14 protein-coding genes, 2 rRNA genes and 1 riboswitch (1 of these 17 cut by a window edge) are annotated in these 14580 nt (G+C 53.5%); of the genes, 5 read left to right on the top strand and 11 right to left on the bottom strand.

Features of this window, described 5'->3' with window-relative positions; all coding sequences use genetic code 11:
- Positions 1-124 precede the first annotated feature (124 nt).
- The 4 genes from pcnB to panB are packed head-to-tail and all read left to right on the top strand — an operon-like array spanning position 125 to position 3479.
- Positions 125-1468, top strand: coding sequence for a polynucleotide adenylyltransferase PcnB (gene pcnB, locus KFE80_11925; protein ID UTW45066.1), 1344 nt, complete (start codon positions 125-127; stop codon positions 1466-1468).
- Positions 1465-1941, top strand: a complete 477-nt coding sequence (gene folK / locus KFE80_11920) for a 2-amino-4-hydroxy-6-hydroxymethyldihydropteridine diphosphokinase (protein ID UTW45065.1) — start codon at positions 1465-1467, stop codon at positions 1939-1941. The genes pcnB and folK overlap by 4 nt, the downstream gene beginning before the upstream one ends.
- Positions 1938-2657, top strand: a complete 720-nt coding sequence (locus KFE80_11915) for a deoxynucleoside kinase (GenBank protein UTW45064.1) — start codon at positions 1938-1940, stop codon at positions 2655-2657. Before folK ends, KFE80_11915 begins: the two co-directional genes overlap by 4 nt.
- Positions 2658-2687: 30 nt before the next feature.
- Positions 2688-3479 (top strand): 3-methyl-2-oxobutanoate hydroxymethyltransferase, encoded by a 792-nt coding sequence (gene panB / locus KFE80_11910; GenBank protein UTW45063.1) that lies wholly within the window; start codon positions 2688-2690, stop codon positions 3477-3479.
- 26 nt (positions 3480-3505) lie between these two features.
- Here the strand turns inward: panB and KFE80_11905 are convergent, their stop codons facing one another.
- From KFE80_11905 to hemN, 9 genes are all read right to left on the bottom strand, one after another.
- Positions 3506-3817, bottom strand: coding sequence for a hypothetical protein (locus KFE80_11905; GenBank protein ID UTW45062.1), 312 nt, complete (start codon positions 3815-3817; stop codon positions 3506-3508).
- 19 nt (positions 3818-3836) lie between these two features.
- Complete coding sequence (locus KFE80_11900; protein UTW45061.1) at positions 3837-4358, bottom strand: hypothetical protein; 522 nt, start codon at positions 4356-4358, stop codon at positions 3837-3839.
- A gap of 42 nt (positions 4359-4400) precedes the next feature.
- Positions 4401-5030 carry a carbonate dehydratase gene (gene can, locus KFE80_11895; protein UTW45060.1) on the bottom strand — a complete coding sequence of 210 codons (630 nt, stop codon included), beginning with the start codon at positions 5028-5030 and terminating at the stop codon, positions 4401-4403.
- A gap of 108 nt (positions 5031-5138) precedes the next feature.
- On the bottom strand, positions 5139-6686 hold the full coding sequence (gene thiE, locus KFE80_11890; protein ID UTW45059.1) for a thiamine phosphate synthase: 1548 nt from the start codon (positions 6684-6686) through the stop codon (positions 5139-5141).
- A 5-nt stretch (positions 6687-6691) separates the two neighbouring features.
- Positions 6692-6889, bottom strand: a complete 198-nt coding sequence (gene thiS / locus KFE80_11885) for a sulfur carrier protein ThiS (protein UTW45058.1) — start codon at positions 6887-6889, stop codon at positions 6692-6694.
- Between the two features lie 30 nt (positions 6890-6919).
- Positions 6920-7699 (bottom strand): thiazole synthase, encoded by a 780-nt coding sequence (locus KFE80_11880; GenBank protein ID UTW45057.1) that lies wholly within the window; start codon positions 7697-7699, stop codon positions 6920-6922.
- Positions 7700-7703: 4 nt separating this feature from the next.
- Positions 7704-8813 carry a glycine oxidase ThiO gene (gene thiO, locus KFE80_11875; protein UTW45056.1) on the bottom strand — a complete coding sequence of 370 codons (1110 nt, stop codon included), beginning with the start codon at positions 8811-8813 and terminating at the stop codon, positions 7704-7706.
- Between the two features lie 100 nt (positions 8814-8913).
- The gene (thiC, locus tag KFE80_11870; protein ID UTW45055.1) at positions 8914-10857 is read right to left on the bottom strand and encodes a phosphomethylpyrimidine synthase ThiC; all 1944 of its coding nucleotides are present in this window, start codon (positions 10855-10857) and stop codon (positions 8914-8916) included.
- Positions 10858-10930: 73 nt separating this feature from the next.
- Positions 10931-11040, bottom strand: a riboswitch (TPP riboswitch).
- 66 nt (positions 11041-11106) lie between these two features.
- Complete coding sequence (gene hemN / locus KFE80_11865; GenBank protein UTW45054.1) at positions 11107-12525, bottom strand: oxygen-independent coproporphyrinogen III oxidase; 1419 nt, start codon at positions 12523-12525, stop codon at positions 11107-11109.
- Between the two features lie 183 nt (positions 12526-12708).
- On the opposite strand from hemN, the gene ppa reads away from it, so the two are divergent.
- On the top strand, positions 12709-13245 hold the full coding sequence (ppa, locus tag KFE80_11860; protein UTW45053.1) for an inorganic diphosphatase: 537 nt from the start codon (positions 12709-12711) through the stop codon (positions 13243-13245).
- A 380-nt stretch (positions 13246-13625) separates the two neighbouring features.
- On the opposite strand, the gene rrf is transcribed toward ppa, so the two are convergent.
- Together rrf and KFE80_11850 are read right to left on the bottom strand one after the other, a co-directional pair.
- Positions 13626-13741, bottom strand: a 5S ribosomal RNA gene (gene rrf, locus KFE80_11855).
- 170 nt (positions 13742-13911) lie between these two features.
- Positions 13912-14580: ribosomal RNA gene (locus tag KFE80_11850) — 23S ribosomal RNA — on the bottom strand (it continues 2210 nt past the right edge of the window).

The following is a 14580-nucleotide window of genomic DNA, read 5'->3' as shown; positions in this document are numbered from 1 at the left end:
TCGAAGGGAGTCCCGAAAGGGTCTCCCTTTTTTACACCTTCAAGAATCTCTGAATAGACATCCGTGGGGTGCCGCCCACTTTTGTGATACAGTGCCTCGCTTTACGCAACCATCAGCCCACGGCATGCTTAACTGGCTCAAAAACAGACTGGCCCCTGCGGGCAAAAACCCTCGCAACGCACCCTACGTACTTTCCTCCAAGCAGCATCCCATCTCACCTCGAGATATCAGCAAGGCAGCCCAGGATGTGGTCGCTGCGCTCAATGATGCCGGTTATCAAGCTTACGTGGTGGGCGGTTGCATTCGCGATCTGCTACTAAAAACCAAACCAAAAGATTTTGATGTCGCTACCGACGCTACCCCTGAACAAGTAAAAGACCTGTTTCGGCGCTCGCGCATTGTCGGTCGCCGCTTCCAGATAGTGCATGTGCGCATGGGTCGGGAAGTTATCGAGGTCACCACCTTTCGGGCCCACCACCAAGGCAACGACAAGCAGGCCCAGCAATCTAAACAGGGCATGCTACTCAGGGACAACGTATTTGGTGATATCAGCCAGGACGCAGCCCGGCGAGACTTCACCATAAACGGCTTTTACTACCAGCCCCAAGACAACAGCATTTACGATTACGCCAATGGCCTGGCGGACTTAAAGCAGCGCACCTTGCGCATGATTGGCGACCCGGAGCAGCGCTACCGGGAAGACCCGGTGCGCATGCTGCGAGCGGTGCGCTTTGCCGCCAAGCTGGGATTTGATATTGAGCCCAAAACATTAGCGCCGATACACAAGCTGGCCAAACTGCTCAAAGACATTCCCCCGGCGCGCCTGTTTGACGAGGTCATCAAGTTACTGATGTCTGGGAACGGCCTGGCCACCTTTCACCTGATGCGCGAACAACAGCTGTTCCAACAGCTGTTCCCTAATACTGAAGCGCTATTGATCGAAGATCCACAACAGCTGGAATTTATCGAGCAAGCCTTGATTAACACCGACCAGCGCATTCGTAGTGGCAAGCGAGTCACCCCAGCGTTTATGTACGCCGCCCTGCTGTGGCCAGTGGTGGTAAAACACAGCCAACAATTCTTGTCTGGCGGTGAGTCCCCAGCCTATGCCTGGCAGCACGGCGCCAACCTGGCTATTGAACAACAGCTGCCGCGCATCGCAATTCCAAGACGCTTTACCAACCCGATGCGAGATATCTGGAGTCTGCAACAACGCCTGCCCCGCAGGGCCGGCAAGCAAGCCGAGCGCGTAATGGGGCACCCGCGGTTTCGAGCCGGTTACGATTTCGTTCTTTTGCGAGAACAAGCCGGTGAAGATCTTGAAGGGTTGGGGCAATGGTGGACTATTTACCAAGAAGCCGACGAGACCAAGCGCCAAGACATGTGCACCAAGCTGCACAGCGGCAAAAAACCGGGGCGGCGGCGTAGAAAGCGCGGCCCAAGGCGTAAATCTGGTAACCCGGCTTGACCACAGCTTACATTGCCTTGGGCAGTAACCTGGCAGATCCACTGCAACAGGTTGAGCGAGGCCTCACCGCCATCACCGCACTGCCTGACAGCCAATTGCTAAAGTGCTCACCCTGGTACCGCAGTACAGCGGTTGGACCCGGCGAACAACCGGATTACATCAACGGGGTGTGTGCCATCAGTACCCAACTGAAGCCCCTGACTTTGCTGCGCCAGCTGCAAGCCATTGAGCACCAGCAAGGCCGTGTACGCGATGAGCGCTGGGGCCCGCGCACTCTCGACCTGGATATCCTGCTGTATGGCCAGCTCACCCTGGATACCCCGGAGTTGCAGTTGCCCCACCCGCGTATGACCGAACGTAACTTTGTTGTTCAACCCCTGGCGGATATCGCTGCCGAACTTATTCTGCCCAACGGACACCCCCTGACCCAGGTGTTGGCAAATTGCCAGAGCGAAGGTATTGTGCGGCTATGAATCAGCAACAGATTGCCACACCGCAAAGAGAGCCCTTTACCGAACTGGCAGTGGCCGAAGCCCAGGAATGCCCTATCACCCTGCCCTCTTATATTGCGGTAGAAGGGCCCATTGGTGTTGGCAAAACCTCTTTGGCGAAACGTCTGGCGGGGCAATTTGAATACCAAACCCTGTTGGAGCAGCCGGAACTCAATCCATTTCTGGAACGGTTTTACCAAGACCCCCGAGGAGCCGCCCTACCCACCCAGCTGCACTTCCTGTTTCAGCGCGCCAAACAGTTGGAAGAGTTGCGCCAAGGGGATATGTTCCAGCACATGTGGGTGGCAGACTTTGTGATCGAAAAAGACCCTCTGTTTGCACAGGTCACTCTGGATGATGACGAGCTGCGTATCTATCAGCAGGTGTTTCAACAGCTAACTATCGATGCCCCCAAGCCGGATTTGGTGGTCTACCTGCAAGCCCCCACCGATGTATTACTGGAACGCATTGAACGCCGAGGGGTGGAGTCCGAGCAGCAAATAGACCCTGCTTACCTGGCCAAGTTGAACGACGCATACACCCAGTTTTTTTACTATTACGATTATTCCCCCTTGTTGATTGTAAATGCGGCGGATATCAACCCGGTGGACAGCCAGGAAGATTTTGACAATTTGATTCAGCACCTGAGCCGGATCAAATCCGGACGTCACTATTTCAACCCCCAGGCCAGTCTGTAATACCCGGCCGGGCACACGCGAGCGCAATCCATGAAAAAAGTTACCATTCAAAGCCTGCAACAGCACAAAGCCGAAGGCCGTAAGTTTCCGGTTCTGACCTGCTACGACGCCACTTTTGCTCGCCTGATGGAAACTGCAGAAATTGATGTACTGCTGGTGGGCGACTCCCTGGGCAATGTCATCCAAGGCCAGGGCAGCACAGTGCCGGTTACTGTCGATGACATGGCCTACCACACCGCAGCGGTCGCCAATGGCAACAGTAAGTCATTGCTGATCGCTGACATGCCCTTTATGAGCTACGCCACCGAAGAACAGGCGCTGGAAAATGCCGCCCTGCTGATGCAGGCAGGGGCTCACATGGTCAAAGTAGAAGGTGGTGCCTGGCTGGAGGAAACGGTATTGATGCTCAGCGAGCGCGGCATTCCGGTTTGTGCGCACTTGGGCCTGACGCCACAATCGGTCAACAAGCTCAGCGGCTATAAGGTGCAGGGCCGCGACCAGGACGGCGCCGAACAAATTCTGGCGGACGCGCAAATTTTACAGGATGCCGGAGCCGATTTGCTGGTGGTGGAGTGCATTCCCAGTGAACTGGGCAAGGCACTTTCAGACAATCTGGATATACCTGTGATAGGCATTGGCGCCGGACCGGACACCGATGCGCAGGTACTGGTGTTGCATGACATGCTGGGTATTTCTGCCCGCCTGCCCAAGTTCTCCCAAAACTTTTTGACGGGCGCTAACTCTATTGAAACGGCTATTAGTGCTTACAAAACGGCCGTGGAGGACGGCAGTTTTCCAGGCCCACAACACTGTTTTGAGTAAGCACAGCCAAGCCGCTCTAAACCCAGTTATTCGATTTCTTCCACGAATGGTTCAGCGGTCACTTCAAGAGTGATTTCTTTTTTGTAGGTGGTAATCACTATTTGACGCTCTCCCTGATTTTCAATACTGACCACATCGTCCATGGTCTCGTCGTCTGGGCGAGCCTGAAGGTTTTTCTCCCGATAGCTGGTTATCTCAGGAAATACCAAGCGCAAATCTGGCTCACCACAATCTGGGTCATCAATGCACTCGATAAACAGCATGCGCACGTCGATATCGTAGACCAAATTAAAAATATAAGGGGCACAGTCCCCCAGCAATTTTGCGGTGAGGCTCATGGTTATTCCTAGTGATGCTCTATTCGGGGCAGTTGCTCTGGTAACTTCGCGATGTCTGAAACACCATAGATTCCTGTTTGGGGCGATCCCAATATTCAGCGTAGGGCTGTCCGCTGTTATTGACGGTGCCATCGGCCAATTTATAAGGTGAAATCAAGCGCCAGCCAAGCAAGTCGAAGCGAGGCTCAAGAATACGACGTCCGTATTCAATATGATAGTAATAATAGCCCTCTAGTTCATACACATTGCCGGCCATGGCAAAACCCATTTCTGGGTCGTCAGGGTTGCGTATACCTTCCGCGGTAAAAAACTCAAAGCCGAGAGGTAAATCTTCCCCTGTGGCAGCAGGTAAGGTTTCTTCAAGAAGCTTTATATGTGGGGAATTGGGGCCACAATTGTTATCTGTATACTCTGCCCTCAACACAACCGGCAGCTCACTGCGCTTGGGGGGCGGCTTCTCACAGCCGCTAAGAAACATCAGGCACACACTCAGAAGTACGGTTTTTTTCATTGCGCTCTTTTTCATTGTTGTTATGGTCATTTGGGTGCCTCCGAGCATGTGACAACGTGGTGCTGGCCACGACTATTCAATTAAGTGATACACACCATCCACTTGTTCTGGGCGATCAATACTGACTTCCAGATCTTTTACCAAGCCATCAGAAAGCCCGTAAATCCAACCGTGTACGGTAAGCTGCTGGCCATTGCGCCAAGCTCTTTGTACCACGGGGAGCTGGCTCACATTCTTTACTTGCTGACAAACATTGATTTCACACAGGCGGTCAATCTTCTGTTCCCCCTGTAAGGCATCCAGTTCCTCTGCGTGCTGCTGGTATACCTGCTTAATTCCTGACAACCAGCTGTCGATTAAGCCCAATTCACGACCTTCCGTGGAGGCTTTTACACCGCCGCAGCCATAATGGCCACAGACAATAATGTGCTTCACCTTCAATGCTTCTACGGCGTATTGAATCACCGAAAGCGCATTGGGGTCGGTACCGTAGACCATATTGGCCACATTGCGGTGTACAAACAGCTCTCCCGGCTGCATACCTACAATTTCGTTAGCGGGTACTCGACTATCAGCGCAACCTACCCACAAGTATTCCGGCGCCTGCTGCTTGCTGAGGCGAGTAAAAAACTCGGCGTCCTTCTCAACCAGAGCCCGTGCCCAGTCGCGATTGTTGTTCAGCAAATCGTGCAGTTTCAGCATTCATTCACTCCATCTTTATCGTTATCGGCTGTTGTGTGTTTCTCTGAAGAGGAACTGTTGTTTAATTCAACTTTTCCAACAATAGTTGAATAAAGTATAGACCGGGTTTTATGGCCTGTACTCGACGGCCAGTATATCTTGAATATCAGCGACCGCCGCCCGGTAGTCCGGTGCTTCGGTAACCGCGGTGACTACGGCAATGCTGCCTACACCTGTAGCGGCCACTTGCCTGGCCCGTTCGCAGCTAATACCGCCAATAGCCACCACCGGCGTCTCGCCAGTTAATTGAAGATAGCGCTGCAGTTTTACTAGCCCTTGGGGCCGTGAAGGCATGGTTTTGGTGGTAGTGGGGTAAATAGCTCCGCAAGCCACATAGCTTGGCTGCACCGCCAGCGCTCTCATCAGCTCAAAGTAACCGTGACTACTGAGGCCCAGGCGCAAACCCGCGTTTTGTATGGCTCGCAAATCAGCGCGTTCCATATCTTCTTGCCCCAGGTGAACCCCATAAGCACCTAGCTCAATGGCAAGCTGCCAATAATCGTTGATAAACAGCCTCGCATTAAACTGACGCCCCAGCTCCACAGCCTGCGCCACTTCTTTTTTAAGGGCATCGCCAGTAAGGTTTTTTACCCGAAGCTGGATAGTTTTTACACCCTCATGCAGTAATTTCTCCAACCAATGGCAATTATCTACCACCGGATAAAGTCCTAACTTCTTAGTATCACAGGGTGTAAAAGGGGTAGCCGGGTAAGTGGTTTCAGGCGTCCACTTCATCTGCTCGGCAAGTTCACTGCCCGGTAATACCAGCTGGGCAAAATACTGCGAGCTTTCTGGCCACGCTCCATGGGCAACGGGCCCTGGGCCCTGCCCCAATGCAGAGCTCTCAGTAATCCCTCTATGCACATAGGCATTGGCAACCACCACAGCATCTTCCAGGGAATAATCCAGGGCCAGAGCAGCAGCAAGCGCGCTGGCGTAGCAGCAGCCGCTGCCATGGTGGTTGGGGGAATCAATACGAGGCTGAGCGAGCACCATTTCCGTGGCATCACTTTCAAAGATATCGCTGCGCAGATAATCCAGACAATACCCTGGAATCAGCTCGCTGTGGCCACCTTTAACCACTACCGAAACTGCCCCCAGGCGCTGCAAGTGATCAGCAGCACCGCGCAGGCTGGGGTAATCCACAATAGCCGTACCCGTAACGCGCTCTGCTTCAAGGCTGTTTGGCGTGATCACATCCAGCATGGGCATTAGCTGGCTGCGAACGCTGTCTTCAATGGGTTCAACCGTGAGCGGTGAACCACTGCTGGCAATGGAGACCGGGTCGTAAACCACACGCAAACCCGGTATTTGAGACTTCAAGTGGTTGATTTCTTCCGATACCACTGCCACCTGCTCTTTACTGGCTAACAGGCCAATTTTAATCACCGAAGGGGGTAAGTCGTGGGCCAAAGTTTGAATCTGGGCGCGCAAGGTATCCGCCGATACTGACTCAGTAGCTGCTACGCAGTGGCTGTTTTGGGCTGTGATGGTGGTAATAACCGAGCAACCGTGAACACCCAGGCTCTGAAAGCTGTGCAGGTCTGCCTGAATACCGGCACCACCACCGGAGTCAGAACCGGCAATGGTCCAAACGATAGGGCGAGGTGCCTTCATTAGCGTCACCCCCCCTGAATCGGTCGGACGACATCAATACTGTCACCGTCGGCCAACGTTACCTGGCTGTACTGAGGTTTGGGAATAAAAGTTTCATTAATCGCCACCACATAGGGCTCAACCGCACCGTATTGTGTCAGTAATTCTGGCAGTGGGGTGTTATCGGTAAAGTCACGGCTTTCACCGTTAATAGATATCTTCATATTTTTTATTGGGTTTTGCCCAGACAGTATTTATTGATTATGCCAAAAGGGCTGCCCCACCACTGGGGAACTGGGTTCAGCAATATCCCGCGCTGGCATAGCTCCAGCGGTATAAGCCGCTCGCCCAGCCGCCGTTGCCTGCCCAAAAGCCCCGGCCATAGCCACAGGGTCTTGCGCCAAAGCAATGGCACTGTTTAGCAGCACCCCGTCAAAACCCAGCTCCATGGCTTGTGCAGCGTGGGAAGGCAGTCCCAGTCCAGCATCCACAATCAGGGTAATTTCCGGCAAGCGTTCGCGTAGGGTTTTCAACGCGAAGGGGTTGAGAAGCCCCTGACCAGTACCGATGGGCGAACCCCAAGGCATCAAAATGTTGCAGCCCAACTCCACCAACTTCTGGCACAACACCAGATCATCGGTGCAATAGGGAAACACTTCGAAGCCTTGGCCGATCAGTTCTTTGGTGGCCTCAACCAAGCCGAATGGATCCGGCTGCAAATTGTAATCATCGCCAATCACCTCCAACTTCACCCAGTGGGTATTAAACAGTTCGCGGGCCATTTGAGCGGTGGTAATGGCCTCTTTGGCGCTGTGGCAACCTGCGGTATTGGGCAAAATATTCAAGTCGAGAGCCTGTATTTGCTCCCAAAACGCCACCCCCCCCTTATCGTTGGGGTTCTGACGCCGCAGTGATACGGTAACCACTTCGCTGCCAGATTCGCGAATGGAATCACACATAATGCTCGGTGACGGGTAAAGCGCACTGCCAATCAGCAGGCGGCTGTTGAGCGTTTTGTCCGCAAGCTTCCACATAGATTTATCCACAAGCAATTTCGCAGGCCACGTTCACGGGCTGATGTACCAAGCCTTCAAACCTGGATTGATGTCCGGGGTTAGCAATGATGGCCAGCACTTCATCACTGAGTGTCGGAGCCATTAAGTAACCGTGGCGGAACAAGCCGTTGACACGAATCAGGCCATCGCTGAACTCAATACGTGGCTGGTTATCCGACAATGCCGGGCGGCAGTTCACCGCTGTATTCACAACTCTGGCCTCGGCAAAACCCGGGTGCAGGCTGTAAGCAGCAGACAGTAATTCCAGCGTGGAGCGCACGGATATATCGCTAAAGTCTTCGCTTTCTATTTGAGTCGCACCGATCAAATAGAGGTTATCTTTGCGAGGCACCACGTAGATGCGATAACGAGGGTGCATCAGCCGTACCAACCGATCAATTTGCACGTCTGGCGCGTCCAGCCATACCAGTTCGCCGCGTACGCCTCTTACGGGCAGTGCGTCTTTAGCCCCCAGGCCTCGGCAGTCAACGGCCATATCAAACGAATAGGCGTGTTTGCCACTGGCATCACACACTTCAATTTCACCGGAGTTCACCGCACTGACATCAGTGCTGTCATGCCAGACAACGCCCAACTGCTGCAGCTTGTTGGCCAACTGTTTCATGGTGCTGTGGGTACACAACCAGCATTCATCCGGCAGGTACGCGGCCTGAGAAAAGCGCCCTGCCAATTCTGGCTCTAACTCCGCCAAGTGATGCTGTTGAAGCAAACGATATTGCTGTTCTGACAAGTCCATCCGCGAGCTGACTGCAGCGGTAAAACGCTGGTAATCACCGCGATCCTGAGTATGAGCTACCACTAATGTGCCGCCACTCTTGAAGCTCACATCGGTACCTAATTGCGATACCAGCTCAGGCCAGCGCTTCAAAGACTGTTGGCCAAGGGCAACCACCAGTGGTTCGGCGGTTTCGCCTTCACTAAAAGGGGTGAGCATGCCGGCAGCGGTAAAACTGCAGCTTGCGGCTGAATCCATTGGCAGCTGGTCAAACAGAGTTACCTTGTGCCCATGCTCCAGCAGTTGCCAAGCCAGCAAGCGGCCGATAATTCCTGCGCCAGCGATTCCGATGTTCATAGCTATTCTCTCAAACTGTCATCTTGAGATAGTCAGGCGTTAAGAATCTCGACATAAGTAGCCCGAGATCCTTTGCTGCACCCAGGATGACAAGGCCTGGTTAATCGGCCTTATGATAGATTTCTGACCCAGTAGCCCGGAATTCCGCCGCCTTCTGCTTCATGCCCTCCAGCGGGTCGTCCAGCATACGTACTACCTGTTCACCCTCGGCAATGTTGGTGCCGTTCTTGGCCGCGTAGTCGCGCACTTCCTGGGTAATTTTCATGGAGCAGAATTTAGGCCCGCACATGGAGCAGAAGTGGGCCACTTTGCCGCTCTCTTTAGGCAGGGTTTCGTCGTGGTATTCGCGGGCGCGATCCGGGTCCAAGCCCAGATTAAATTGATCATGCCAGCGGAATTCAAAACGTGCTTTGGACAACGCGTTGTCGCGAATCTGTGCACCGGGGTGGCCTTTCGCCAGGTCCGCTGCGTGAGCAGCAATCTTGTAGGTAATCAGGCCTTCTTTTACGTCTTCCTTATTGGGCAGTCCCAGATGCTCTTTCGGGGTGACGTAGCAGAGCATGGCGCAGCCGTACCAGCCAATCATGGCAGCGCCGATACCAGAAGTAATATGGTCGTAGCCCGGCGCAATGTCGGTAGTCAAAGGCCCCAAAGTGTAAAACGGCGCTTCGTGACACTCCTTAAGCTGCTTGTCCATATTCTCTTTGATCAACTGCATGGGCACATGGCCGGGGCCTTCGATCATTACCTGAACATCGTATTCCCAGGCGATTTTGGTGAGCTCGCCCAGGGTTTCCAGCTCGCCGAACTGGGCTTCATCGTTGGCATCGGCTACGGCACCGGGGCGCAGACCATCGCCCAAGGATAAAGACACATCGTAGGCGGCACAGATTTCGCAAATCTCGCGAAAGTGTTCGTAGAGGAAGCTCTCTTTATGATGAGCCAAACACCACTTGGCCATAATCGAGCCACCGCGAGACACAATACCGGTAACCCGCTTGGCGGTCAGCGGCACATAGCGCAGCAGCACACCCGCATGGATGGTGAAGTAGTCAACACCCTGCTCGCACTGTTCAATCAGGGTGTCGCGAAACATTTCCCAGGTCAGGTCTTCGGCAACGCCGTTTACCTTTTCCAACGCCTGGTAGATAGGCACCGTGCCAATAGGCACCGGCGAGTTGCGCACAATCCATTCGCGGGTTTCGTGAATGTTGTCGCCTGTGGACAGATCCATCACTGTGTCGCCACCCCAGCGGGCAGACCACACCAGCTTTTCCACTTCTTCTTCAATGGAAGAGGTTACCGCCGAGTTGCCAATATTGGCGTTGATCTTTACCAGGAAATTGCGGCCAATAATCATCGGCTCAGATTCTGGGTGGTTGATATTGGAGGGGATAATGGCGCGCCCTTCCGCCACTTCCTGGCGCACAAATTCCGGAGTAATCAGTTTTGGTGTATTGGCACCGAAGTTGTCGCCTGGGTGTTGAAAACCCAGGTCCATACGCTCGGCGTCTGCCACTTGCTCTGCGAGCTTCAGGTTTTCGCGGATGGCGATGTATTCCATTTCCGGGGTAACAATGCCCTGGCGGGCGTAGTGCAATTGGGTGACACGCTTGCCCGACTTGGCGCGGCGGGCTTTGGGCAGATGCTCAAAACGCAGGTGGTCGAGGCCACGATCCGCCATGCGCTGTTGGGTGAATTCCGAAGATGCCTCTGCCAGCTCCTCGGTATCATCGCGTTCGGCAATCCACTGGGCACGCAACTTGGGCAAACCGGCGTGTACATCAATGGTCGTTTCCGGATCAGTGTAAGGGCCGGAGGTATCGTACACATAGATATCCGGGTTGGGCTCGTACACAGGCTGCTCTTCAGTGCCACCGATCAGACTGTCCGCCTGGCTGATGGCACGCATAGGAACCCGCAAGTCGTCGCGGCTGCCGGTCACATACACCTTGCGGGAGTTGGGCAACGGTTGAGTTTTCAGGTTTTCGATAAACTCGCGGGCTTTTGCCTGAGCTTCGGAACGAGTTGCTTTGCTGGCCATAGGTATCTCCCAATGGTGGGTGTGGACACAGGCGCAACGTTAGTTAGAGTTTTGGAGGGAATAAAAGTGGGCTTTGTTTGACTCACTTGTTCCCTACGCAGGTGCTGGCCTGATCAGGTTCGACGGATCCCGCTGGGCGGTCTCAGCTACGGTTCGTGAACTGTAGCGCTCCGACAAGTTAGCGAAGTAGTCTATTGGCAAGCCGTCACTAGCGCAAGCGCGACCCATGGTCGCACTATCTAGCCTTGGTCAGATAATCTTCGAGAAACGCACCTGGCGCTCACCGCCCACGTAGGCATCGAATACCATGCAGATACGGCGAATCAGTAGGCGTCCAGCGGGGTGAATTCGGATGCTGTGATTGTTAATTCTCAGCAATCCATCAGCTTCCATTGCCCTTAACTGGTACAACTCATCGACGAAATAGCTGTGGAAGTCGATGGAGAAAGCTTGCTCAATGTCCTGGAAATCCAGTTCAAACTGGCAGATCAGCTGGCTGATAACCTGGCCACGAATTTGGTCGTCTTGGTTCAGCGCGATACCTTGGGAAAGCGGCAACAGGCCATTGTCGATAGCGTCGTAGTAATCATCGATATTTTTATGGTTCTGACTCAAACCTGAGCCAATATCGCTGATGGCAGATACGCCGAAAGCCACCATATCGCAATTACTGTGAGTGGAGTAGCCCTGAAAATTGCGTTGCAATTCGCCTTTTTGCTGTGCCAGCGCTAGCTCGTCGTCAGGCTTGGCAAAGTGATCCATACCGATAAACCGATAGCCCGCAGCCAGTAATTTGCGCGCAGACTGCTCCATCATGCGCAGCTTCTCTTCCGCGGTGGGCAGCGCAGCTTCGTTTATTTGCTTTTGCACTTTGAACAGGTGTGGCAAATGGGCGTAATTGAATACCGATAACCGATCCGGAGACAACTCGATAATTCGATCCAGGGTTTCGCTGAACGATTGCCAGTTCTGGTGGGGCAATCCGTAAATCAGATCCATACTAATCGACGTGAAACCCTGATCGCGAGCTGCGCTAACCAGCTCGGTCACCTGCTGCAGGGAGTTAAAGCGGTTGACAGCGCTCTGTACAATCGGGTCAAAATCCTGCACACCCATACTGAGGCGATTAAAGCCAATCTCCCGCAGGCAGCGAATGGTTTCCACATTCATATCACCGGGGTGCAGCTCAATGGAATACTCTCCCTCGTCGTTATCCAGCAAATGGAAGTGCTTGCGGGTCTTTGCCATTAACTGGCGCATTTCGTCATCGCTGAGGAATGTCGGTGTGCCGCCCCCCCAGTGCAGCTGCTTTACCGGGCGAAATTTATCCAGCAGTGCCGCTTTCATTTCAATCTCACGGAACAGCCTTTGCAGGTAGGGGCCTGAGCGTTTGCGATTGGCAGTAACGATCTTGTTGCAGGCACAGAAATAGCAAACCCGGCTGCAAAACGGAATGTGAAAGTACAACGACAGCGGCGTACCGGCACGGTTACTGGCGGCGAATGCTGTATTCAACTCAGACAGGCCAAACTGATTGCTGAATTGCGGTGCTGTCGGGTAGGAGGTATAGCGCGGGCCGCTAAGGTCGTAGCGCTCGATCAGCTGACGATCCCAAACAAATTCAGTATCGGAATCCACCCTGTAAATGTGTCCCGTCAGGTCTGACATGGTATTACTCTCAAGATAACGGATGGCGATTTTAGACAGGCTCGCAAAACATCTCCTTGACCGTGATCAATTCCACTAACGTCGTCTGGCTTTCGGCGGTGGCCGTGGCTATAATTGCGCGCCCTGAAGGTAGCGCCATTGATAGGCTGCGACCCCAAAACAACACAGTGAGAGCACTCTGCAATGAGCTACAATCGAATTCCCGCCGGTAATGATTTACCCAACGACATCAACGTAGTGATTGAGATTCCGGCTAACCACGATCCCATCAAATACGAGATCGAAAAAGACAGTGACGCACTGTTTGTGGATCGCTTTGTAGCCACGCCGATGTTCTACCCGGCCAACTACGGCTATATCCCCGACACCCTGTCAGAAGATGGCGACCCCCTGGACGTACTGGTTGTGTCTCCGCACCCGGTTGTACCTGGCTCAGTAATCCGCAGCCGCCCGGTTGGCATGCTGAAAATGACCGACGAATCTGGCCCGGATGCCAAACTGATCGCCGTGCCTCACAGCAAACTGACCCCCATGTACGACCACGTACAAGATATTCACGACCTGCCCGACCTGCTGCTCAAACAAACCGAGCACTACTTCGAGAACTATAAAGATCTGGAAGAAGACAAGTGGGTACGTGTGGATGGTTGGGGCTCTGCCGACGAAGCCCGCACGGAGATTATGGAATCCAGACAACGTCATTTGGATTTGGATAAGTAAGACTGGTTAAAACAGTTTTGCGAGAAAGCCCGGCCATTGAGTCGGGCTTTTTTATTGTCTGCTTTCCTCAACACCGTCATTGCGAGCGCAGCGAAGCAATCTCCAGCAGGCGTCGCCATACTCATGGAGATTGCCGCACTGCCGTTGGCTCATCGCACTGCCAGTGTTTTTCATTCTTCCTACGAAGTGCCTCACATGGGGACAAAAAGGCAGGAGGCCTTTTTGCACAGCCGCAGGCTGCCCGAAGGGCGAGGGCCAAGAATGGCCCGAGTGAACCCCCACACATAAAGAGCGGGCTTCCCCGTGTGAGAGTAGGTCGTCTTGATTGTGGCACAAAGCAAAACGCCCTGACTCTCTCGAATCAGGGCGTTTTAATTAAATCCTGGCGATGACCTACTCTCACATGGGGAAGCCCCACACTACCATCGGCGATACATCGTTTCACTACTGAGTTCGGGATGGGATCAGGTGGTTCCAATGCTCTATGGTCGCCAGGAAAACTGGCTTGGATTGGCTGTCGTCTTATGTCTGTATGACTGCGTTGTGCCATGTCCAAATAGGGTGGCAGATTCTTAAGCTTTTACTGTCTGTGTCTTTCGTTCTTGCGTGTCTTTTGCTTTTCTACATGCTTGTCCGAACGTCACTGCAATCAGCAGCCTCAGTTATATGGTCAAGCCTCACGGGCAATTAGTACGGGTTAGCTCAACGCCTCACAACGCTTCCACACCCCGCCTATCAACGTCATAGTCTTTAACGGCCCTTTAGGGGAATCAAGTTCCCAGGGAGATCTCATCTTGGAAGAGGCTTCCCGCTTAGATGCTTTCAGCGGTTATCCTGTCCGAACATAGCTACCGGGCAATGCTTCTGGCGAAACAACCCGAACACCAGAGGTTCGTCCACTCCGGTCCTCTCGTACTAGGAGCAGCTTTCCTCAAATCTCCAACGCCCACGGCAGATAGGGACCGAACTGTCTCACGACGTTCTGAACCCAGCTCGCGTACCACTTTAAATGGCGAACAGCCATACCCTTGGGACCGGCTTCAGCCCCAGGATGTGATGAGCCGACATCGAGGTGCCAAACACCGCCGTCGATGTGAACTCTTGGGCGGTATCAGCCTGTTATCCCCGGAGTACCTTTTATCCGTTGAGCGATGGCCCTTCCATACAGAACCACCGGATCACTAAGACCTACTTTCGTACCTGCTCGACGAGTTTGTCTCGCAGTCAAGCACCCTTCTACCTTTGCGCTCATAGCATGATTTCCGACCATGCCGAGGGTACCTTCGTGCTCCTCCGTTACTCTTTGGGAGGAGACCGCCCCAGTCAAACTACCCA

Source organism: bacterium SCSIO 12696, from assembly GCA_024397955.1.
Taxonomy (GTDB): Bacteria; Pseudomonadota; Gammaproteobacteria; order Pseudomonadales; family Porticoccaceae; genus SCSIO-12696.
Note: the sequence above shows the minus strand (reverse complement) of the source record. Positions and strands in the feature narration are given on the sequence as shown.